The sequence below is a fragment of the Streptomyces sp. NPDC053079 genome (assembly GCF_044546695.1).
GTDB lineage: Bacteria > Actinomycetota > Actinomycetes > Streptomycetales > Streptomycetaceae > Streptomyces.
Genome location: NZ_JBITZJ010000002.1, coordinates 925,733 through 947,470, shown reverse-complemented (window position 1 = coordinate 947,470; position 21,738 = coordinate 925,733). Strand labels below are relative to the sequence as shown.

The 21,738-nt window shown below is 72.4% G+C and carries 12 protein-coding genes; 10 read left to right on the top strand and 2 right to left on the bottom strand.

All coding sequences use genetic code 11. The features are described from left to right. Positions 1 to 220: 220 nt before the first annotated feature. Positions 221 to 2,500: a M4 family metallopeptidase gene (locus ACIGXW_RS11575; protein ID WP_399572222.1), complete on the top strand. Its 2,280-nt coding sequence runs from the start codon at positions 221 to 223 to the stop codon at positions 2,498 to 2,500. A gap of 86 nt (positions 2,501 to 2,586) precedes the next feature. On the opposite strand, the gene glgP is transcribed toward ACIGXW_RS11575, so the two are convergent. Then, positions 2,587 to 5,214 (bottom strand): alpha-glucan family phosphorylase, encoded by a 2,628-nt coding sequence (glgP, locus tag ACIGXW_RS11570; RefSeq protein WP_399572220.1) that lies wholly within the window; start codon positions 5,212 to 5,214, stop codon positions 2,587 to 2,589. Positions 5,215 to 5,351: 137 nt separating this feature from the next. Between glgP and ACIGXW_RS11565 the strand changes: the two genes are divergently transcribed. The 5 genes from ACIGXW_RS11565 (at position 5,352) to glgB (ending at position 15,217) form a co-directional block, all read left to right on the top strand. Next, on the top strand, positions 5,352 to 6,260 hold the full coding sequence (locus ACIGXW_RS11565) for a helix-turn-helix domain-containing protein (RefSeq protein ID WP_071962747.1): 909 nt from the start codon (positions 5,352 to 5,354) through the stop codon (positions 6,258 to 6,260). Positions 6,261 to 6,748: 488 nt separating this feature from the next. After that, a complete protein-coding gene (locus ACIGXW_RS11560) occupies positions 6,749 to 8,743 on the top strand; it encodes an alpha-1,4-glucan--maltose-1-phosphate maltosyltransferase (RefSeq protein ID WP_399572217.1) in 1,995 nt (664 codons plus the stop codon). Further along, on the top strand, positions 8,740 to 10,467 hold the full coding sequence (gene treS / locus ACIGXW_RS11555) for a maltose alpha-D-glucosyltransferase (protein WP_399572215.1): 1,728 nt from the start codon (positions 8,740 to 8,742) through the stop codon (positions 10,465 to 10,467). The genes ACIGXW_RS11560 and treS overlap by 4 nt, the downstream gene beginning before the upstream one ends. A gap of 363 nt (positions 10,468 to 10,830) precedes the next feature. Then, positions 10,831 to 12,357 carry a maltokinase gene (locus ACIGXW_RS11550; protein ID WP_399572213.1) on the top strand — a complete coding sequence of 509 codons (1,527 nt, stop codon included), beginning with the start codon at positions 10,831 to 10,833 and terminating at the stop codon, positions 12,355 to 12,357. Positions 12,358 to 12,928: 571 nt separating this feature from the next. Continuing rightward, positions 12,929 to 15,217, top strand: a complete 2,289-nt coding sequence (gene glgB / locus ACIGXW_RS11545) for a 1,4-alpha-glucan branching enzyme (RefSeq protein WP_399572211.1) — start codon at positions 12,929 to 12,931, stop codon at positions 15,215 to 15,217. Positions 15,218 to 15,283: 66 nt separating this feature from the next. Here glgB and ACIGXW_RS11540 read toward each other — a convergent pair whose 3' ends face one another. After that, complete coding sequence (locus tag ACIGXW_RS11540; RefSeq protein ID WP_071964106.1) at positions 15,284 to 16,663, bottom strand: cation:dicarboxylate symporter family transporter; 1,380 nt, start codon at positions 16,661 to 16,663, stop codon at positions 15,284 to 15,286. A 171-nt stretch (positions 16,664 to 16,834) separates the two neighbouring features. On the opposite strand from ACIGXW_RS11540, the gene ACIGXW_RS11535 reads away from it, so the two are divergent. The 4 genes from ACIGXW_RS11535 to ACIGXW_RS11520 all read left to right on the top strand — a co-directional run bounded on the left by ACIGXW_RS11535 (position 16,835) and on the right by ACIGXW_RS11520 (position 21,662). Then, positions 16,835 to 18,502 carry an ATP-binding protein gene (locus tag ACIGXW_RS11535; RefSeq protein WP_399572209.1) on the top strand — a complete coding sequence of 556 codons (1,668 nt, stop codon included), beginning with the start codon at positions 16,835 to 16,837 and terminating at the stop codon, positions 18,500 to 18,502. Next, positions 18,499 to 19,227, top strand: coding sequence for a response regulator (locus tag ACIGXW_RS11530; protein WP_399572206.1), 729 nt, complete (start codon positions 18,499 to 18,501; stop codon positions 19,225 to 19,227). The genes ACIGXW_RS11535 and ACIGXW_RS11530 overlap by 4 nt, the downstream gene beginning before the upstream one ends. Before the next feature lie 106 nt (positions 19,228 to 19,333). Further along, positions 19,334 to 20,698, top strand: coding sequence for an extracellular solute-binding protein (locus ACIGXW_RS11525; RefSeq protein WP_399572204.1), 1,365 nt, complete (start codon positions 19,334 to 19,336; stop codon positions 20,696 to 20,698). A 28-nt stretch (positions 20,699 to 20,726) separates the two neighbouring features. Beyond that, positions 20,727 to 21,662 carry a carbohydrate ABC transporter permease gene (locus ACIGXW_RS11520; protein WP_399572202.1) on the top strand — a complete coding sequence of 312 codons (936 nt, stop codon included), beginning with the start codon at positions 20,727 to 20,729 and terminating at the stop codon, positions 21,660 to 21,662. The last annotated feature ends 76 nt before the right edge of the window (positions 21,663 to 21,738 follow it).

Sequence of the window (21,738 nt, the reverse complement as noted above, 5' to 3'; positions counted from 1 at the left end):
GTTGACGCGCTCCTGACACCCACCTCACGGCGGTGGGACTCTTCACCACGACCGGCACGGAAGGCCCCCCACTCTTCCCACCTCACCCGCGCCCGGATCGATAACACATTTCCCCCCTTTCTCCATTTGTTCTGCCGTGCTCTGCCCGGACGGCCATCTCGCCGCCCGGTAGCCCACCGGCCACACCCACCTCGAGGTGGCCACCGCAGAAGGAGTCAGTGTGAGACCCACCCCCCATCGCCGCGCCGTCGCCACCGGCGCGCTCGTCGCCGTCACGGCGATGCTCACCGTAGGCGTACAGGCCGGCTCCGCCAGCGCGGGCCCGGACGAGACCCGGTCCGGCCAGGGCCGGCCGGTCCTGGCCAAGGCCGACCCCGGCGCCCTCCCCGCGAAGCTCTCCCCCTCCCAGCGCGCGGAGCTGATCCGCGAGGCCAACGCGACCAAGGCGGAGACCGCCAAGGCGCTCGGCCTGGGCGCCAAGGAGCAGCTGGTCGTCCGCGACGTCAGCAAGGACGTCAACGGCACGCTGCACACCCGCTACGAGCGCACCTACGAGGGCCTGCCCGTGCTCGGCGGCGACCTCGTGGTCGACGCGACCAAGGGCGGCCAGGTCAAGTCCGTGGCCAAGGCGACCAAGGCGCGCATGGCGGTGGCGAGCACGGCCCCGTCCTTCGCCGCCGCCACCGCCGAGAAGGACGCCGTCAAGGCCGCGCAGGCGCAGGGCTCGAAGGCCACCAAGGCCGAGCGCGCGCCGCGCAAGGTCGTCTGGGCCGCGAGCGGCACCCCCGTCCTCGCCTACGAGACCGTCGTCGGCGGCCTCCAGCACGACGGCACGCCGAACGAGCTGCACGTCATCACGGACGCGAAGACCGGCAAGAAGCTCTTCGAGTTCCAGGGCGTCAAGCAGGGCACCGGCAACAGCCAGTACAGCGGCCAGGTCACCATCGGTACGACCCCGTCGTACACGATGGCCGACGGGACGCGCGGCGGCCACAAGACCTACAACCTCAACCGCGGCTCCTCCGGCACCGGCACCCTCTTCACCGACTCCGACGACATCTGGGGCGACGGCACCACCAAGGACCCGGCCACGGCCGGCGTCGACGCGCACTACGGCGCCCAGCTGACCTGGGACTACTACAAGAACGTGCACGGCCGCAGCGGCATCAAGGGCGACGGCAAGGGCGCGTACAGCCGGGTCCACTACGGCAACAACTACGTCAACGCCTTCTGGTCCGACCAGTGCTTCTGCATGACCTACGGCGACGGCTCCGGCAACGCCAAGCCGCTCACCTCGATCGACGTGGCCGCGCACGAGATGACGCACGGCGTCACCTCGGCCACCGCCAACCTGACCTACAGCGGCGAGTCCGGCGGCCTGAACGAGGCCACCTCCGACATCTTCGCCGCGGCCGTGGAGTTCTGGGCGAACAACCCCAACGACGTCGGCGACTACCTGGTCGGCGAGAAGATCGACATCAACGGCAACGGCAGCCCGCTGCGCTACATGGACAAGCCCAGCAAGGACAGCCGGTCGAAGGACGCCTGGTACTCCGGCATCGGCTCCATCGACGTCCACTACTCCTCGGGCCCGGCCAACCACTGGTTCTACCTGGCCTCCGAGGGCAGCGGCCCCAAGGAGATCAACCGGGTCAAGTACGACTCCCCGACCTCCGACGGCCTGCCGGTGACGGGCATAGGCCGCGACAACGCCGCGAAGATCTGGTTCAAGGCGCTGTCCCAGCGCATGCAGTCCAACACCAACTACGCCGGTGCGCGCGACGCGACGCTGTGGGCCGCCGGTGAGCTCTTCGGCGTCGGCAGCGCGACGTACAACAACACGGCCAACGCCTGGGCGGCCATCAACGTCGGCAGCCGCGTCGCCAGCGGCGTCTCGGTCAGCAGCCCCGGTGACCAGACCTCGATCGTGAACACCGCCGTGTCCCTGCAGATCAAGGCGACCAGCACCACCACGGGCGCCCTGACCTACTCGGCCACCGGCCTGCCCGCCGGGCTGTCGATCAACTCCTCGACCGGCCTGATCACCGGCACCCCGACCACCACCGGCACCAGCAATGTGACGGTCACGGTCAAGGACGCCGCGGGCAAGACCGCCACCGCCTCCTTCAAGTGGACCGTGAACACCTCCGGCGGCGGCAGCGTCTTCGAGAACCGCACCCCGGTCGCGATCCCGGACGCCGGCTCCGCCATCACCTCGCCGATCGTGGTCAGCCGCAGCGGAAACGGTTCCGCGGCGCTCAAGGTGGACGTGGACATCACGCACACCTACCGCGGTGACCTCAAGATCGACCTGGTCGCCCCGGACGGGAAGACCTGGAACCTGAAGGACTCCGACGCCTGGGACTCCGACGCGGACGTCAAGGAGACCTACACCGTGGACGCCTCGGGCGTCTCCGCGACCGGCACCTGGAAGCTCCAGGTCCAGGACGTCTACGCCAACGACGACGGCACCGTCAACGGCTGGAAGCTCAGCTTCTGACCGGGTGACGTCCCGCGCCACCACCTGAACCGGGCGCCGTCCGGGGTGAGCTCCTCTCCCCCGGACGGCGTCTCATCGTGTCCGGCTCAGCGCATCAGCACCCCGGCCGCCTCTCCCGCGGCCTCCGGGGGCACCGCCACCAGCCCCAGCTCAGCCCCGTCGGCCAGCAGCCGGTGGGCGGGCAGGATGCGCACGGTGTAGCCGAAGGGGCCGGTGCGGTCCAGGGTGAGCGGGCCCTCGTAGAGCCGCCGGCCGTCCAGCCCCGGGGCGCCGGTCGCCTTGAGCGGGAAGGCGACCGCGCGGGTCAGCCGGTCGGCCTGGTCCACCCGCCCGGCGACGGCCTGCACCTCCACGTCCGAGGGGTCCAGCTCGCCCAGCGTCACGCTCACCCGCAGCGAGACCGTGGAGCCCAGCTCGGCCGTCCCGTTCAGAGGCGCGTCCGACACCGCCTCCACATGGTCGACGGCCACCGCCGGCCACGCCGAGCGCACCCGCGCCTTCCAGGCGGCCAGCTCCCGCGCCGCCGTGGGGTCCAGGGCCCGCTGCGCCTCGGCGGCCGGCCCGTACAGCCGTTCCACGTACTCGCGGACCATGCGCCCGGCGAGCACCTTGGGCCCCAGCGTGGCCAGCGTCCGGCGGACCATCTCGATCCAGCGGCCCGGCAGCCCGCCCGTGCCCCGGTCGTAGAAGCGCGGCGCCACCCGCTGCGCCAGCAGGTCGTACAGCGCCGTCGCCTCCAGGTCGTCGCGGCGGTCCTCGTCCATGCCCGTGCCGTCGGCGGTGGGAATGGCCCAGCCGAAGTCCGGCTCGTACCACTCGTCCCACCAGCCGTCCAGGACGGAGAGGTTCAGACAGCCGTTGAGCGCGGCCTTCATGCCCGAGGTGCCGCACGCCTCGAGCGGGCGCAGCGGGTTGTTGAGCCAGACGTCGCAGCCGGGGTAGAGCTTCTGGGCCATCGCCATGCCGTAGTCCGGCAGGAAGACGATGCGGTGGCGTACGCGCGGGTCGTCGGCGAAGCGGACGAGCTCCTGGACGAGCCGCTTGCCGCTGTCGTCGGCCGGGTGGGCCTTGCCCGCGACGACGATCTGGATCGGCCGCTCGGGGTGGAGCAGCAGCTCCGTGAGCCGCTCGCGGTCGCGCAGCATCAGCGTCAGGCGCTTGTAGGAGGGCACGCGCCGGGCGAAGCCGATGGTGAGGACGTCCGGGTCGAGGACGCCGTCGATCCAGCCGAGCTCGGCGGTGCCGGCGCCGCGCGCCCGCCAGGAGGCGCGCAGCCGCTCCCGCACCTCCTCCACCAGCTGTTCGCGCAGGGTGCGGCGCAGTTCCCAGATGTCGGCGTCGGAGATGTCGGCGACGGAGTCCCAGCGCTCGGAGCCGCCGACGGACAGCGCGTCCTCGGCGCGGGCCATGCCGATCTGCCGGGCGCCGAGCCGGAAGACCTCGGGGGCCACCCAGGTGGGGGCGTGGACGCCGTTGGTGACGGAGGTGATCGGCACCTCCTCGGCGTCGAAGCCCGGCCACAGCCCGGCGAACATCTCCCGGCTGACCTGCCCGTGGAGGGTGGAGACGCCGTTGGCGCGCTGGGCCAGGCGCAGGCCCATGACGGCCATGTTGAAGAGGTTGGGCTCGCCGCCGGGGTAGTCCTCCCGGCCCAGCTCCAGCACGCGCCCGACGTCGATGCCGGGCAGCTCGCCGTCCTCGCCGAAGTGCCGGGCGACCAGGGAGCCCTCGAAGCGGTCGATGCCGGCGGGGACGGGGGTGTGGGTGGTGAAGACGGCGCCGGCGCGCACGCACTCCAGCGCGGCGTCGAAGTCGGCGCCCAGCTCGACCAGTTCGCGGATGCGTTCGAGGCCAAGGAAGCCGGCGTGGCCCTCGTTGGTGTGGAAGACCTCCGGCTCGGGGTGCCCGGTCAGCCGGCAGTACGTCCGTACGGCCCGCACCCCGCCGATGCCCAGCAGCATCTCCTGCAGCAGCCGGTGCTCGCTGCCCCCGCCGTAGAGCCGGTCGGTGACGTCGCGCTCACCGGGGCCGTTGTCCTCCACATCGGAGTCCAGGAGCAGCAGCGGCACCCGGCCGACCTGGGCCTTCCAGATGGAGGCGCGCAGGGACCGGCCGCCGGGGAGGGCGAGGGTGACCCGGCTGGGCGTGCCGTCGGGCTCGCGGAGCATGGACAGCGGGAGCTCGTTGGGGTCGAGCAGGGGGTAGTGCTCCTGCTGCCAGCCCTCGCGGGAGAGGGACTGCCGGAAATAGCCGTGGCGGTAGAGCAGTCCGACGCCGACGAGGGGGACGCCGAGGTCGCTGGCGGACTTCAGATGGTCCCCGGCGAGGATGCCGAGGCCGCCGCTGTACTGCGGCAGGGCCGCGGTGATACCGAACTCGGGGGAGAAATAGGCGACGGCGGCGGGCAGCCCGGGGGGCTGGTCCTGATACCACCGGCGGCCGGTCACATAGTCGTGCAGATCGTCGGCGGCCGCCGCGAGCCGCCGGCGGAAGCGGCGGTCCTCGGCGAGGGCGGCCAGCCGGGTGGCGGACACGGAACCCAGCAGCCGCAGCGGGTCGCCTCCGGCGGCCTGCCACCCCTCGGGGTCGACGGACTGGAACAGTTCGCGGGTCTCGGGGTGCCAGGACCAGCGCAGATTACGCGCCAGCTCTTGAAGCGGTCGTAGGGGCTCCGGAAGGACGGGACGCACGCTGAATCGACGAATGGCCTTCACTCCCCCGACGTTAGCGGCGCGGCGCCCGCCATTCGCCCCCAAGCGGACAAGTGCCTCCTTCTGCCTGACCCGTCACCACCGTTCCTGTCCCTGACAGGGTCAGGCAGAGGGTGATCGGCTGATGTTGACTGTGACGCATGGACACTCCTGCCGAGTTGGGCGACTTCCTGCGCACCCGCCGTGCCGCGCTGCGGCCCGAGGACGTCGGGCTGGTCCCGTACGGCCGTACGCGGCGCGTGCCGGGGCTGCGGCGGGAGGAGCTGGCGCAGCTGGCGGGTGTGAGCGTGGCCTACTACACGCGGCTGGAGCAGGGGCAGGCGGCGGGCGCCTCGGACGAGGTGCTGGACGCGATCGCCCGGGCGCTGCGGCTGAGCGCGGACGAGCACCGGCACCTGCGGAACCTGGCCCGTCCGGGGCGGGCGGCGCGCCGCCGCGCGCCCCGTCCGGCGACGGCCGGGGCGGGGGTGCGACAGCTGGTGGCGGCGATGTCCGCGGTGCCGGCGGTGATCGTCGACCACCGTTTCGACGTGCTGGGCTGGAACCCGCTGGGGCACGCGCTGCTCGCGGGCCACCTCGACGCGGACAGCCCCGACCGGCCGGCCGACCGTCCCAACACCCAGCGGCTGCTCTTCCTCGACGCGCACGCGCGGGAGCTGTATCCGCGGTGGGAGGCGGAGGCGCGGCGCGCGGTGTCCGCGCTGCGGCTGGCGGCGGGCGAGCACCCCGAGGACCGGGGGCTGGCGGAGCTGATCGGCGAGCTGACCATGAAGAGCGAGGAGTTCGCGGCCCTGTGGTCGCGCCATCCGGTGCGCGACTGCACGTCGGGGACGAAGGCCTTCCACCACCCGGTGGTCGGGGCGCTCGAGCTGTCGTTCGAGATGATGCGGCTGCCGGACACCGGGGGCCAGGGCGTGATCGCGTTCAGCGCGGAGCCGGGTTCGGCGTCGGAGGCGGCGCTGCGACTGCTGGGCGCGGCGGGCGGGTTGGCCGGGCGAAGAGAGCGGCTGGTGTCATCGCCGGAAGAGGCGCGCAGCAGAAAGTACTAGGCAGAATTACGCCGCGCGTACAGCAGCACTGTCCAAGGCCAAATGCCGCTACGACCTTCGAAGGCGGTGCCGGGCGCCTCTTCCCCCGTCCGGCCGCCGATTACCCCCTTTCGTCACATTGCACGCGATCGGCCCGTCGAGCAGACTCCGTACGGGTGACGGAGGAACGGCCGGCCTTCGCACGCGGTGCCACGGGAGCTACGCACGAGTAGTTCATACGGTCCGGGCATGCCCGGGCGGGACCGGTGGGAAAGCTCACCCGGTATGCACAGCCGCCCATCCGCCGCGCTGCTCACGGTCCCCGTTCCCCCTGCCCGGTTTTCTCCCCTCCCGCGCGACCTTGAGTTTGGATTTCTCTCGTCAGCCCACCCGAGTGAATGCGGACAGGAGCAGTCATGCCCGCACCCCGCCGACTGCCGACGGAACAGATAGAAAGTACAGAACTCCCCAGACCTGCCCAGGGTCCCGTCGATTCTCCAGGTGATCCCATGATCGGCCGTATCCCCGTCCTGGACCTCGGACCGCTCGTCGACTGCGGCCGAAGGCCCGTCAAGGCGGTGGCGGGTGAGACCTTCGAGGTCACCGCCACGGTCTTCCGCGAGGGCCACGACGCGGTCGGCGCGAACGTCGTGCTGCGCGGCCCCGCCGGCCGGTGCGGGCCCTGGACGCCGATGCGCGAATTGGCGCCGGGCACCGACCGCTGGGGTGCGGAGGTCACCTGCGACCGGGAGGGGCGCTGGACGTACGCGGTGGAGGCGTGGGGGGATCCGGTCACCACGTGGCGGGAGCACGCGCAGATCAAGATTCCGGCGGGGATCGACAGCGCCCTGGTGCTGGAGGAGGGCGCGCGGCTGTACGAACGCGCCGCGGCCGGAGTGCCGAAGAGCGGGGGCCGGGAGGCGGTGCTGGCCGCCGTCGACGCGCTGCGCGACGGGACGCGGCCGGCCGCGGACCGGCTCGCCGCCGCCCTCGCCCCGGCGGTCTCGGCGGCCCTGACCGGCCATCCCCTGCGCGAGCTGGTCACCGCCTCACGGCCGGTGCCAGTGCTCGTGGAGCGCGAACGGGCCCTGTTCGGCTCCTGGTACGAGCTGTTCCCGCGGTCGGAGGGCGCGCTGCTGCGCGAGGGCCGCCCGCCGCGCAGCGGTTCGTTCCGCACGGCCGCCCAGCGCCTGCCGGCGGTGGCGGCCATGGGCTTCGACGTCGTCTACCTCCCACCCGTCCACCCCATCGGGACCTCCTACCGCAAGGGCCCCAACAACGCGCTGAGCGCGGGGGTTTACGACGTGGGCAGCCCCTGGGCGATCGGCTCCGCCGACGGCGGGCACGACGCCGTCCACCCCGACCTGGGCACGTTCGAGGACTTCGACCGCTTCGTGGCGCGGGCGCGGGAGCTGCGCATGGAGGTGGCGCTCGACTTCGCGCTGCAGTGCTCCCCCGACCACCCGTGGGTCGGCAAGCACCCCGAGTGGTTCCACCACCGCGCCGACGGCTCGATCGCTTATGCCGAGAACCCGCCGAAGAAGTACCAGGACATCTATCCTCTCGCCTTCGACGAGGACTTCGACGGGCTGGTCGCGGAGACGCTGCGCGTGCTGCGGCTGTGGATGGCGCACGGGGTGCGGATCTTCCGTGTCGACAATCCGCACACCAAGCCGGTGCTCTTCTGGGAGAAGGTCATCGCCGAGGTGGGGCGCACGGATCCGGACGTCGTCTTCCTCGCCGAGGCCTTCACCCGGCCCGCCATGATGCGCACCCTGGGCGCGATCGGGTTCCAGCAGTCGTACACCTACTTCACCTGGCGCAACACGAAGCAGGAGATCACCGACTATCTGACGGAGCTGTCACGGGAGTCGGCGGCCTGCATGCGCCCGAACCTGTTCGTGAACACGCCCGACATCCTGCACGCCTATCTCCAGCAGGGCGGCCGGGCCGCCTTCGAGATCCGTGCCGTGCTCGCCGCGACGCTCTCGCCCACCTGGGGCGTCTACGCCGGCTACGAGCTGTGCGAGAACACCCCGGTGCGCGAGGGCAGCGAGGAGTACCTGGACTCGGAGAAGTACGAACTGCGGCCGCGCGACTGGGAGTCGGCGGAGCGCGAGGGCCGCAGCATCGCCCCGTTGATCACGGCGCTCAACCGGCTGAGGCGCCGTCAGCCCGCCCTGCGCCGGTTGCGGAATTTGCGCTTTCATGACGCGGACAACGACGCCGTCATCGCCTATTCCAAGCGCTCCGGCTCCTCCTGCGTCCTGGTGGTCGTCAACCTCGACCCCCACCACACCCAGGAGGCGACGGTCTCGTTGGACATGCCGGAGCTCGGCCTCGACTGGCACGAGTCCGTCCCGGTGCGCGACGAGCTCACCGGAGAGACCTATCACTGGGGCAGGGACAACTATGTGCGCCTCGAGCCGGGCCGTTCCATGGCGCCCGCGCACGTGTTCTCGCTGCGACCGTCCTCACCGATCGGAGGGTCACCCACACCATGATCGTCAATGAGCCCGTCCAGGACACCTTCGAGGACACACCCGCGAAGGACCGGGATCCCGACTGGTTCAAGCGCGCCGTCTTCTACGAAGTCCTCGTACGGTCCTTCCAGGACAGCGACGGCGACGGCATCGGCGACCTCAAGGGACTGACGGCCAAGCTGGACTATCTGCAGTGGCTGGGCGTCGACTGCCTGTGGCTGCCGCCGTTCTTCCAGTCCCCCTTGCGGGACGGCGGCTACGACGTCTCCGACTACACCTCGGTGCTGCCGGAGTTCGGTGACCTCGCGGACTTCGTGGAGTTCGTGGACGCCGCGCACACGCGCGGCATGCGCGTCATCATCGACTTTGTCATGAACCATACGAGCGATCAGCACGACTGGTTCCAGCAGTCCCGCACCGACCCCGACGGCCCGTACGGCGACTACTACGTATGGGCCGACGACGACAAGCAGTACCAGGACGCGCGCATCATCTTCGTGGACACCGAGACCTCGAACTGGACGTTCGACCCGGTGCGCAAGCAGTACTACTGGCACCGCTTCTTCTCCCACCAGCCGGACCTCAACTACGAGAACCCGGCCGTGCAGGAGGAGATCCTGGCCGCCCTGCGGTTCTGGCTGGACCTGGGCATCGACGGCTTCCGGCTGGACGCGGTGCCGTACCTCTTCGCCGAGGAGGGCACCAACTGCGAGAACCTCCCCCGCAGCCACGAGTTCCTCAAGCGCGTGCGCGCCGAGATCGACGCCCACTACCCGGACACCGTGCTGCTGGCCGAGGCCAACCAGTGGCCCGAGGACGTCGTCGACTACTTCGGCGACTTCGAGGGCGGCGGCGACGAATGCCATATGGCGTTCCACTTCCCCGTCATGCCGCGCATCTTCATGGCGGTGCGGCGGGAGTCGCGCTATCCGGTCTCCGAGATCCTGGCCAAGACCCCGGCCATCCCCTCGCGCTGCCAGTGGGGCATCTTCCTGCGCAACCACGACGAGCTCACGCTCGAGATGGTCACCGACGAAGAGCGCGACTACATGTGGGCGGAGTACGCCAAGGATCCCCGGATGCGCGCCAACATCGGCATCCGGCGGCGACTCGCTCCCCTACTCGACAACGACCGCAATCAGATCGAGCTCTTCACGGCCCTGCTGCTGTCGCTGCCCGGCTCGCCGATCCTGTACTACGGCGACGAGATCGGCATGGGCGACAACATCTGGCTCGGCGACCGCGACGCGGTGCGCACGCCCATGCAGTGGACGCCCGACCGCAACGCCGGCTTCTCCTCCTGCGACCCGGGCCGGCTGTATCTGCCGACCATCATGGACCCGGTCTACGGCTACCAGGTCACCAATGTCGAGGCGGCCATGAGCAGCCCCTCCTCACTGCTGCACTGGACCCGCCGGATGATCGAGATCCGCAAGCAGAACCACGCGTTCGGGCTCGGCTCGTACACCGAACTGCAGTCGAGCAACCCGGCCGTGCTCGCCTTTCTCCGGGAAGCCCCCACAGGGGAAGGAGATGACGATCTGGTCCTGTGCGTGAACAACTTCTCGCGCTTCGCACAGCCGACCGAGCTGGACCTGAGGTCGTTCAACGGCCGCCATCCGGTCGAGCTGATCGGCGGGGTCCGCTTCCCGGCCATCGGCGAGCTGCCCTACCTGCTGACCCTGGCGGGCCACGGCTTCTACTGGTTCCGGCTGCGCCGCAACGCCCCGTCCCCGACCCCCTGATCGCGCTCCGCGCGCGGACGGCCGTTCAGGCCGGCCGCGCCCGGGCGGTTTCCTCCGCCGGACCCTGGGCACCGGTACTACTGCGCACGGTCGGCCCGCAGCGGCCGCCCGCGCGGTACGGATCCGCTCGGGTCCGCCGGGACCCGCACGGACCCCGCATGACAGCACGGATTGCACGGTTGCACGTACGCACGGGCCGCGGTGAGCGACCGCGGCAGCCGCACGAGACCGCACACAGGGGCCGCAGGCGCTGACCGTACGGACGATCCTCGCCCGACACGTCCCGCACCGCGCACTGGCCATAGCCGCAATCCGGGACACTTTGCCCAATCTGTCGTGTGCCCCGGGGAAAGGACGCGACGCATGTCGGACGCTGCACCGCCCCGCCGGGAGACCACCGCGCACCGGGAACCGGCCCCGGGCCCCTCGACGCCCTCGACCGCCCCCGCGGGCCCCGGGGCCGCGGAGAGCTCCGGCGCGCACCTGCTCGACTCGCTCGCCCCCCTCCTCGTCGAGTGGCTGCCCCGTCAGCGCTGGTTCGCCGGCAAGGGCCGCCCCATCACCGGCTTCACGCTCGTCGCGGCCACCGAACTGCTGCCCCGCCCCTACGGCGGCACGACCCCCGGCCTGCTCCATCTGCTCCTGCGCGCCCAGCAGCCGGCCGCCGCCGGACACCCGGCCCCGGCCGAGGACTGCTACCAGCTGCTGCTCGGCGTGCAGGACGTCCTGCCCCCGCACCTGGCGCCCGCGCTCATCGGCCGGCCCGCCGACGGCCCGCTGCGCGGCCGCACCGTCTACGAAGGGCTCGCCGACCCCCGCCTGGCCGCCCTGCTCCTGGAGCGGCTGCGGGTACCGGGGCGGCTCGGCCCGTTGCGTTTCACCCGTGAACCGGACGCGGCCATTTCGCCGGGTCTCACGCCCCGGCTGCTGGGCGCCGAGCAGTCCAACTCCTCGGCCGTGTACGGCGAAACGTATATCCTCAAGCTCTTCCGCCGGGTCGGCCCCGGCACCAACCCCGACCTGGAATTGCCGCGCGCACTCGCGAACACCGGCTGCTCGCGGGTGCCGGCCCCGGCCGCCTGGTTCGAGGCCGACCTGTCCGGCCTGTCGGGGGCCACCGGCAACGGCGGCCCCGGCGACCCCATGACGCTGGGCGTGCTCCAGCCCTTCCTGCCCGGCTCCGCCGACGGCTGGCAGCTGGCGCTGGGCGCCCTCGCCGTGCAGGCCGACTTCACCTCCTCCGCGCGCGCCCTCGGCCACGCCACCGCCGAGGTCCACCTGGCGCTGGCCGAGGCGCTGCCCACCGTCGTCCTGCGCCGCCCGCAGCTCGAACACCTCGCCGCCGGCATGACCCGCCGCCTCGACGCCGCGGTCGCCGCGGTGCCCGCCCTGCTCCCGTACCGGGACGCGCTGTGCGCCGCCTACGAGGAGCTCGCCGCGCTCGGCCGGGGCGGCCGCACCTGGCGGGCCCAGCGCATCCACGGCGACCTGCACCTGGGACAGGCCCTGCGCACGGCCGCCGACGGGCGCTGGTCCCTCATCGACTTCGAGGGCGAGCCGGCGCGCCCGCTGGCCGAGCGGCGCCGCCCGCAGCCCGTCGCCCGGGACATCGCCGGCATGCTGCGCTCCTTCGACTACGCGGCGGCGGTGGGCCGGGCGGCCGGCACCGACTGGGCGCAGCGGACCCGCGACGCCTTCTGCGAGGGCTACGCCGCCGTCCACCACGACCCGCGCGAGGACCCCCGGCTGCTGCGGGCGCACGAGACGGACAAGGCCGTCTACGAAGTGCTCTACGAGGCCCGCCACCGGCCGGACTGGCTCTCCGTCCCGATGTCCGCGATCCGCCGGCTCGCGGAGGGCCACCGGGCCACGGGCGGGGCGGCCGTATGACGTCGACGCCGACCGGATCCCGAACCCGGAGGACCACCCAGTGACAGCACGACCGCCGACCAGTCCACCGCCGGCGCCCCGCGGAGGCGGAGGCGTCCCCGCGACGTTCCTGCCCGGCCGGCCCGCACAGTCGCCGCCCGCCGGCCCGTCCGCGGGCCCATCCGCCGACCCGACCGCGGGCCCATCCGCCGACCCGACCGCGAGTCCGACCGCGAGCCCGTCCGCCGGCCCATCCGCCGACCCGCCCGGCGGCCCGCCCGCGAGCCCGTCCGCGAGCCCGCCCACCGGCCCCTACGCTGGCCCGACCGCTGACTCACCCACCGGCCCGCCTGCGAGCCCGGCCACGAGCCCGCCCGCTGACCCATCCGCCGACCCGACCGCGAGCCCGGCTGCTGCCCCACCCACCGGCCCGTCTGCCAGCCCGACCGCGAGCCCGGCCACCGGCCCGCCGCCGCGCGGCGCGGCGGAGGCCCTCCCCCGGCCCTCGCGCGCACCCGAGCCGGCACCGACACCGGCTTCCGCTTCCGCAGCCACGCCGGATCCCGCACCGGCTCCCGCTTCCGCACCCCCGGTGCCCGCGTCCCGTGCGGTGCCCGCCGCACCCGGCGCGTCCGCCGCACCCGGCGCACCCGACGCACCCGACGCACCCGACGCACCCGACGCCGTACGGCCCGCCGACCCGCTGGACGACGCCACGCGCGGCCGACTTCTGCACGGCGCGCACCACGACCCGCACGGCGTGCTGGGGGCGCATCCCGTACCGGGCGGGATCGCCTTCCGCGCCCTGCGCCCGTACGCGCGCTCGGTGGCGGTCACCGCCCGGGGGCTGCGCGCGGAGCTGTACGACGAGGGCGACGGGCTGTTCGCCGCCGTGCTGCCGCTGAGCGAGGTCCCGGCCGGCTATCGGCTGGCCGTCGCCTACGAGGACGCCGAGCTGGAGGTCGACGACCCGTACCGCTTCCTGCCCGCCCTCGGCGAGCTGGACCTGCACCTCATCGGCGAGGGCCGGCACGAGGAGCTGTGGCGGGCGCTGGGCGCCCGGCCGATGACCCACGAGGGCGTCGCCGGCACCCGGTTCACGGTCTGGGCGCCCAACGCCCGGGGCGTGCGGGTGGTCGGCGACTTCAACTACTGGGACGGCACCGGGTACCCGATGCGCTCGCTGGGCGGCACGGGCGTGTGGGAGCTGTTCCTGCCGGGCGTCGGCGAGGGGGCGCTGTACAAGTTCCAGCTCACCCGCCCGGACGGCTCGCACACGATGCGGGCCGACCCGATGGCCCGGCGCACCGAGGTGCCGCCGGCCAACGCCTCGATCGTGCACGCCTCGCACCACCTGTGGCGGGACTCGGCATGGATGGAGGGCCGCGGCGCGCGCCCGGTACACCAGGCGCCCTTCTCCGTCTACGAGCTGCACCTGCCCTCATGGCGCCCCGGGCTGACCTACCGGCAGCTCGCCGAGCAGCTCCCCGCGTACGTCAAGGACCTCGGCTTCACGCACGTGGAGCTGATGCCGGTCGCCGAGCACCCCTTCGGCGGCTCGTGGGGTTATCAGGTCACCGGCTTCTACGCGCCGACCGCGCGCCTGGGCACGCCCGACGACTTCAAGTACCTGGTCGACGCCCTGCACCGGGCGGGCATCGGGGTCCTCATGGACTGGGTGCCGGCGCACTTCCCGCGCGACGACTGGGCGCTGGCCGAGTTCGACGGCCGCCCGCTGTACGAGCACCAGGACCCGCTGCGGGCCGCGCACCCGGACTGGGGCACGCTGGAGTTCGACTACGGGCGCAAGGAGGTCCGTAACTTCCTGGTGGCGAACGCCGTCTACTGGTGCCAGGAGTTCCACATCGACGGCCTGCGGGTGGACGCCGTGGCCTCGATGCTCTACCTGGACTACTCCCGCGAGCCGGGCCAGTGGACGCCCAACGAGCACGGGGGCCGGGAGAACCTCGACGCGGTCGCCTTCCTGCAGGAGATGAACGCCACCGTCTACCGCCGCTGCCCGGGCATCGTGACGATCGCCGAGGAGTCCACCGCCTGGGACGGCGTCACCCGCGCCACCCACCACGTGGGCCCGGGCGGCTTCGGGGGCCTCGGCTTCGGGCTGAAGTGGAACATGGGGTGGATGCACGACTCGCTGGAGTACGTCTCCAAGGAGCCGGTCCACCGCAAGTACCACCACGGCGAGATGACCTTCGCGATGGTCTACGCCTACAGCGAGAACTACGTGCTGCCGATCTCGCACGACGAGGTCGTGCACGGCAAGCGGTCCCTGGTCTCCAAGATGCCGGGCGACTGGTGGCAGCAGCGCGCCGACCACCGCGCGTTCCTGGGCTTCATGTGGGCCCATCCCGGCAAGCAGCTGCTGTTCATGGGCCAGGAGTTCGCCCAGGGCGCCGAGTGGGCCGAGGGCCACGGCCCCGACTGGTGGCTGCTGGACCCCTCGTACTCCGCGGAGGCCGACCACCGGGGCGTACGGGACCTGGTGCGCGACCTCAACGCGCGCTACCGCGCCGCCCCCGCGCTGTGGGAGTGCGACACGGTGCCGGAGGGCTTCCGGTGGGTGGAGGGCCATGCGCACGAGGACAACGTCTTCGCCTTCCTGCGCTTCGCGGCCGACGGCTCCCCCCTGCTGTCCGTCAGCAATTTCTCGCCGGTGGTGCGCCACGGCTACCGGCTGGGGGTACCGGCGGCGGACACGGTGTGGGAGGAGTGCCTCAACACCGACGCCCTGCGGTACGGCGGCAGCGGCGTCACGAACGAGGACCCGGTGAAGTCCTCCCCGGTCCGCCACCAGGGCCACCCGGCCAGCGTGACCCTGACGCTGCCGCCCCTGGCGACGGTGTGGCTACGGCCGGTGTGAGCGGGGTCCTCGAGCGCCGGACGGGCTGAAATTCGGGCCCGTCCGGCGATTGAGGACAAGAATCGCTCAGACCCCCGCCGTCTCCTTCTCCCCGCCCCGGGGTACCGGCACCGCCCCATGCCCGTCGTCCGTCAACGTGACCTCGTCGAACGGCACCCGCCCCGCGAGAACCTCCCGTACCCGCCCGTGGTCGATCTCCTTGGTCCACGTCCCCACGAGGACCGTCGCCACCGCGTTGCCGGCGAAGTTCGTCAGCGCCCGCGCCTCGCTCATGAAGCGGTCGATGCCGACGATCAGTCCGACGCCGTCGACCAGTTCCGGCCGGTGCGACTGCAGGCCGCCCGCGAGCGTGGCGAGCCCCGCGCCGGTCACGCCCGCCGCGCCCTTCGACGCCACGATCATGAACAGCAGGAGCGACACCTGCTGCCCCAGCGACAGCGGCTGTCCCATCGCCTCGGCGACGAACAGCGACGACATCGTCAGGTAGATGGCCGTGCCGTCGAGATTGAAGGAGTAGCCGGTCGGCACGGTGATGCCGACGACCGGCTTGCTGACGCCCAGGTGCTCCATCTTCGCGATCAGCCGCGGCAGCGCGGACTCCGAGGACGAGGTGGACAGGATCAGCAGGAACTCCCGCCCCAGGTACTTCAGCAGCGCGAAGATGTTGACCTTGGCCACCAGCCGCAGCAGCGCACCGAGCACGACCACCACGAAGAGCACACAGGTCACATAGAAGCCGATCATGATGACGGCGAGGGACTTCAGCGCGTCCAGGCCCGTGGCCCCGACCACCGCGGCGATGGCGCCGAAGGCGCCGACCGGTGCCGCCCACATGACCATGGCCAGGATGCGGAAGACCAGCTTCTGGAGATGTCCGATGCCCCGCAGGACCGGCTCGCCGGCCGGGCCCATCGCCTGCAGCGCGAAGCCCGCCAGCAGCGCCACCAGCAGGGTCTGCAGCACCTCGCCGCCGGTGAAGGCGGACACCATGGTGGTGGGGATGATGCCGAGCACGAAGTCGGCCGTCGACTCGTGGCTCGCGCCCTTGGCCTGGGCCTCGCCGGCGTGCCGGAGGGAGTCGGTCAGGTGCAGGCCGCTGCCGGGCTCGAGGAGGTTGCCGACGACCAGGCCGATGGCGAGGGCCACGGTCGACATGATCATGAAGTAGCCGAGGGCGAGGCCGCCCACGGCGCCGACCTTCGCGGCCTTCCGCACGGACCCGATGCCGAGCACGATCGTGCAGAAGATGACCGGCGAGATCATCATCTTGATCAGGTTCACAAAGCCCGTGCCCAGCGGCTTCAGCTCCACCGCGACCCCGGGCGCGGCGAAGCCGACCGCGATGCCGGCGAGCACCGCCGCGATCACCGCGAGGTAGAGGTAGTGCGTACGGTCGGCTCTTCCGCGCGCCTGCTGCGGCTCCTGCGGCGGTGGCTGCACTGCCACGGTGGTCTCCTCGTCGTCCCGGCTCGATGCGGGGCTCCCGCTCCGTCGCGAGGTCCCCGGACCCCGTTCTCCCGACGAAAGGGGGTCGCGGTGACTATGCATGGCGTTGTGACGGCGGTCACCCTTGCGTGCATTACGTTCACGAACCGGCCAGAGGGCACACTGTCGGCCATGCGCATACCTCGCATACGCCGCCCCCGCAGCCTGGCCGGCCAGCTCTTCGCGATGCAGATCGTGCTGGTCGCCGTCGTGGTGGCCGGATGCGCGGTCTTCACGTACGTCTCCGACCGCCGGCAGGCGCAGGAGACGGCCCGCCGCCAGGTGACCGCGGCCGCCACCGCCGTCGCCGCCTCGCCGGCCGTACGGGCGGCCGTGCGCGGCCCGGACCCGGCCGCCGCGCTGGGGCCGTACGCCGAGCAGGTCCGCCACGACACGGGCGTCGACTTCGTGACGATCATGAGCCCGGGCGGCGTCCGCTGGACCCACCCCGATCCGTCCCGCGTGGGCGAACGCTTCCTCGGCCACACCGGACCCGCCCTGGGCGGCCGTACGTTCTCCGAGACGTACACCGGCACGCTGGGCCCGTCCGTACGGGCCGTCGCCCCGGTGCGCCAGGAGCCGGGCGGCGAGGTCACCGCCCTGGTCAGCGCGGGCATCACGGTCGACGCGATCAGTGCCGAGGTGCGCCGCCAGGTCGCCGCCCTGCTCGCCATGGCCGTGGCCGCCCTCGCCCTCGGCGGCGCGGGCACGTACCTCCTCAACACCCGGCTGCGCCGCCACACGCACGGCATGAACGCGGCCGAGCTCGGCCGCATGCACGACTACCACGAGGCCGCCCTGCACGCGGTGCGCGAGGGGCTGCTGATGCTCGACGGGCAGCGGTGCGTCGCCCTGGTCAACGATGGCGGGCGGGAGCTCCTCGGCCTGCGCGGCGACGTCGTCGGCCGGCACGTCCGCGACCTCGGCCTCCCCGCGCCGCTGACCGACGCGCTGCTGGCCTCCGGGCCGCGCGTGGACGAGGTGCACCTGACCGCCGAGCGCGTCGTGGTCGTCAACACCTCGCCCGTCTCCAGCGGCGAGCGGCGCGGCACGGTCGTCACCCTGCGCGACCACACCGAACTCCAGGCGCTGTCCGGGGAGCTGGACTCCGTACGCGGCTTCGCCGAGGCACTGCGCTCGCAGGCCCACGAGGCGGCCAACCGCCTGCACGCCGTCGTCTCCCTCATCGAGCTCGGCCGGGCGGAGGAGGCGGTGGAGTTCGCCACCGCCGAACTCGAGCTCGCCCAGGCCCTGACCGACCGCGTCGTCGCCGCCGTCGCCGAGCCCGTCCTCGCGGCGCTGCTGCTGGGCAAGGCCGCCCAGGCCAACGAGCACGGCGTGGAGCTCGTCCTGACCGACGACACCCGCGTCGACGACGGCCTCCTGCCGCCCGGCCTGCCCGCCCGCGACCTCGTCACCGTCCTCGGCAATCTGATCGACAACGCCGTCGAGGCGGCGACCGGCTCGCGCACCGCCCCCCGCGTCACCGTGACCGTCCGCACCGACGGCGCCGAGAGCACCGACGACGACAGCGGCGACGGCGGCGAGCTGCTGCTGCGCGTGGGCGACTCGGGCCCCGGCGTCGCCGCCGAGGCCGTGGCGGAGGTGTTCCGCCGGGGCTGGTCCACCAAGTCGCCCGGCATCGCACCGCACGGCCGCGGCCTCGGCCTGGCGCTCGTGCAGCAGGCCGCCCGCCGCAACGGCGGTACGGTCACGCTCGGCCGCTCCCCCGCCGGCGGGGCCGAGTTCACCGTCCGGCTGCCCCTGCGCGTCCCCACCCCCGAAGGAGTCCCCGCATGAGCACCGGTCCCTGCCCCGAACCGCCGGGCGCCGGGCCGGCGGCCGCGTCGCCGATCCGCGTCCTGGTCGTCGAGGACGATCCCGTGGCCGCCGCCGCGCACGCGCTGTACGTGGGCCGGGTGCCCGGGTTCACGGTCGCCGGGGTCGCGCACACGCGCGGCGACGCCTCGCAGTTCCTCAAGCGGACGCCGGTCGACCTGCTCCTGCTGGACCTCTACCTCCCCGACGGCCACGGCCTGCAGCTCCTGCGCTCGCTGCGCACGGCCGGGCACACCGCCGACGTCATCGCCGTGACCTCGGCCCGCGACCTGGCCGTGGTCCGCGAGGGCGTCTCGCTCGGCGTGGTGCAGTACGTGCTCAAGCCCTTCACCTTCGCCACCCTGCGCGACCGCCTCGTGCGGTACGCGGAGTTCCACTCCGCCGCCGGGGAGGCCGGCGGCCAGGAGGAGGTCGACCGGGCACTGGCGGCCCTGCGCGCCCCGCAGCCGGCCGCGCTGCCCAAGGGGCTGGCCGCGGACACCCTGCAGTCGATCACCGACACCCTGCGGGCCGCGGGTCCCGCCGGCGTGTCCTCGGGCGCGGCCGCGAGCGCCGTGGGCATCTCACGGATCACCGCCCGCCGTTATCTGGAGTACCTCGTGGACACCGGCCGCGCCGCCCGGGCCCCGCAGTACGGCCAGGTGGGCCGGCCCGAGCTGCGGTACACCTGGCTCAGCCGGCGCTGACGCCGGGGGGCGGGCGGCGGCGGGCGGCGGCGGGCGGCCGTACGCGTGCGGCGGGGCCGCCGGGGGAACGTACGACTCGACATCCCAAGGTGCAGGAGGTCGTGCCGTGCGCCCCACCACCCCCGTACTCCTCGTCGCCACCCTCGCCACCGCTCTCACCACCGCGTCGCTGACGGCCTGCGGCGGATCCGGCGGCGATCCGGACACCGTGAAGATCGCCTACCCGCGCAGCACGGACAACAAGGTCCGGATCATGGACGACTACCTGGCCGGGATCAAGAAGCAGTTCGAGCGGGACCACCAGGGCAAGAAGCTCGAACTCGTCCCGATCCAGGCCTCGCAGGACGACTACTACGCCAAGATCCAGCAGATGATGCGGTCGCCGAAGACGGCCCCGGACGTCGTCCGTGAGGATACGTTTCTCATCAACTCCGACATCAAGAGCGGCTACTTGAGACCGCTGGACGACAAGCTGGCGCACTGGAAGCCCTGGGACCACTTCGAGCAGACCGCGAAGGCGTCGGCGAAGGCGGAGGACGGCAGGACGTACGGGGTGCCGGACGGCACGGACACCCGCGGCCTGTGGTTCAACAAGAGCGTCTTCGCCAGGGCCGGGCTGCCCGAGGACTGGGCGCCGCACACCTGGAACGACGTCCTCGAGGCCGCCCGCACCATCAAACGCAAGGCCCCCGGCGTCATCCCGCTCAACGTCTACACGGGCAAGGGCCCGGGCGAGGCCGCCACCATGCAGGGCTTCGAGATGCTGCTGTACGGGACGGGGGCCGACCCCCTCTACCGGCCGGCGGAGAAGAAGTGGGTGGTGGGCGGCCAGGGCTTCAAGGACGCCCTCGACTTCGTCCGCACCGTCTACTCCGAGAAACTGGGCCCCGACCCCTCCGACGCGCTCGACCCCAACGTCTCCACCGTCGTCGCCACCGAATGGCTGCCCACCGGCAAGCTGGCCATCGCCCTCGACGGCTCCTGGCTCGGCAAGAACTGGCTGGCGAACGGGTCCAGCCCCTGGCCGGAGTGGTCCCACGTGATGGGCCGGGCCGCCTTCCCCACGAAGGACGGCAAGGCGCCGGGCCGCGTCAGTCTCTCCGGGGGCTGGACCTGGTCGATCAGCGCCAAGTCCGCCAAGCCCGACCTGGCCTGGCAGGTGATCGAGACCCTGCAGAACACCGCCAACGCCACCGAGTGGACGGTGCGCGACGCGCAGATCGCCGTACGGGACGACGTGGCGTCGGCCCGCCGGTACCGGGAGTCGATGCCGGGCATCGAGTTTTTTACGAGCCTGGTCGAGCACACCCACTACCGCCCGGCGCTTCCGGTGTATCCCCAGGTCTCCCACGCGATCCAGGAGGCGATGGAGTCGGTGACGACCGGGGACGCCGACGTGGCGCAGGCGGCGCGCCGCTACGACGAGCGGCTGACGTCGGTCGCGGGCGCGTCGGGCGTGACGACGCGATGAGGGGGCGGACGGACGGAAAGGGGACACCGTGACCGCGACCGCACCGCGGGGCGCAGGCACAGGCCCGGGGCCTGGACCGATCCCTGGACCGGGCCCGGTGGCCCGCCGCGCCCGTAGCGCCGCGCGCTGGCTGCCCCTCGCCCCGGCGACGGCCCTGCTGCTGCTCCTGCTCGCCGGGCCCATCGCCTACTGCGTCTACCTGGCCTTCACCGACACCCAGCTGACCGGTCAGGCGTCGGCCTCCTTCGTCGGCTTCGCCAACTTCCGCCGGGCCTTCGCGGACCCGGACTTCCGCAACGCGGTGCTGCTGACGCTCCTCTTCACGGTCCTGTCGTCGATCGTGGGCCAGAATTCGCTGGGCTTCGCGCTGGCGGCCCTGATGCGCCGCGCGTCCAAGGGCGTCCGCACGCTGACGGGAACCGTCGTGATCGCGGCATGGGTGCTGCCCGAGATCGTGGCGGGCTTCCTGCTCTACACCTTCTTCAACCGGCGCGGCACCCTCAACGCCGTCCTGGAGTGGCTGCATCTCCCCCAGCAGAACTGGCTGTTCACCCTCCCCATCCTCGCCGTCTCCTTCGCCAACGTCTGGCGCGGCACGGCCTTCTCCATGCTGGTCTACTCCGCGGCCCTCGCGGAGATCCCCCGCGACGTCACCGAAGCAGCGGAGGTCGACGGCGCGAGCGGACTGCGCCGCTTCCTGCACATCACCCTGCCGATGATCCGCCGCTCCATCGGCACGAACCTGATGCTCAACACCCTCCAGACACTGTCCGTCTTCGGCCTCATCTGGGCCATGACCCGCGGCGGCCCCGGCAACCGCAGCCAGACGCTGCCGGTGTTCATGTACGACCAGGCGTTCCTCAAGGCGCTGATCGGCTACGGAACGGCGGTGGCGCTGCTGCTGTTGCTGGTGGGGGCGGTGTTCGCAGCGGTGTACGTCCGGCTGCTGCGGGAGGAGACCTGAGCGTCACCGTTCGCTGAACCGCACCGCTCCCGGGGCCTGGCACCACCCCCGGGGCCGGGTGCTGACCTCATTTCTT

Excerpts from the sequence above, each read along its gene's own strand:
- ACIGXW_RS11565 (WP_071962747.1), top strand. The coding sequence starts at position 5,352 with ATGGACACTCCTGCCGAGTTGGGCGACTTCCTGCGCACCCGCCGTGCC.
- treS (WP_399572215.1), top strand. The coding sequence starts at position 8,740 with ATGATCGTCAATGAGCCCGTCCAGGACACCTTCGAGGACACACCCGCG.
- ACIGXW_RS11535 (WP_399572209.1), top strand. The coding sequence starts at position 16,835 with ATGCGCATACCTCGCATACGCCGCCCCCGCAGCCTGGCCGGCCAGCTC.
- ACIGXW_RS11530 (WP_399572206.1), top strand. The coding sequence starts at position 18,499 with ATGAGCACCGGTCCCTGCCCCGAACCGCCGGGCGCCGGGCCGGCGGCC.
- ACIGXW_RS11550 (WP_399572213.1), top strand. The coding sequence starts at position 10,831 with ATGTCGGACGCTGCACCGCCCCGCCGGGAGACCACCGCGCACCGGGAA.
- ACIGXW_RS11560 (WP_399572217.1), top strand. The coding sequence starts at position 6,749 with ATGATCGGCCGTATCCCCGTCCTGGACCTCGGACCGCTCGTCGACTGC.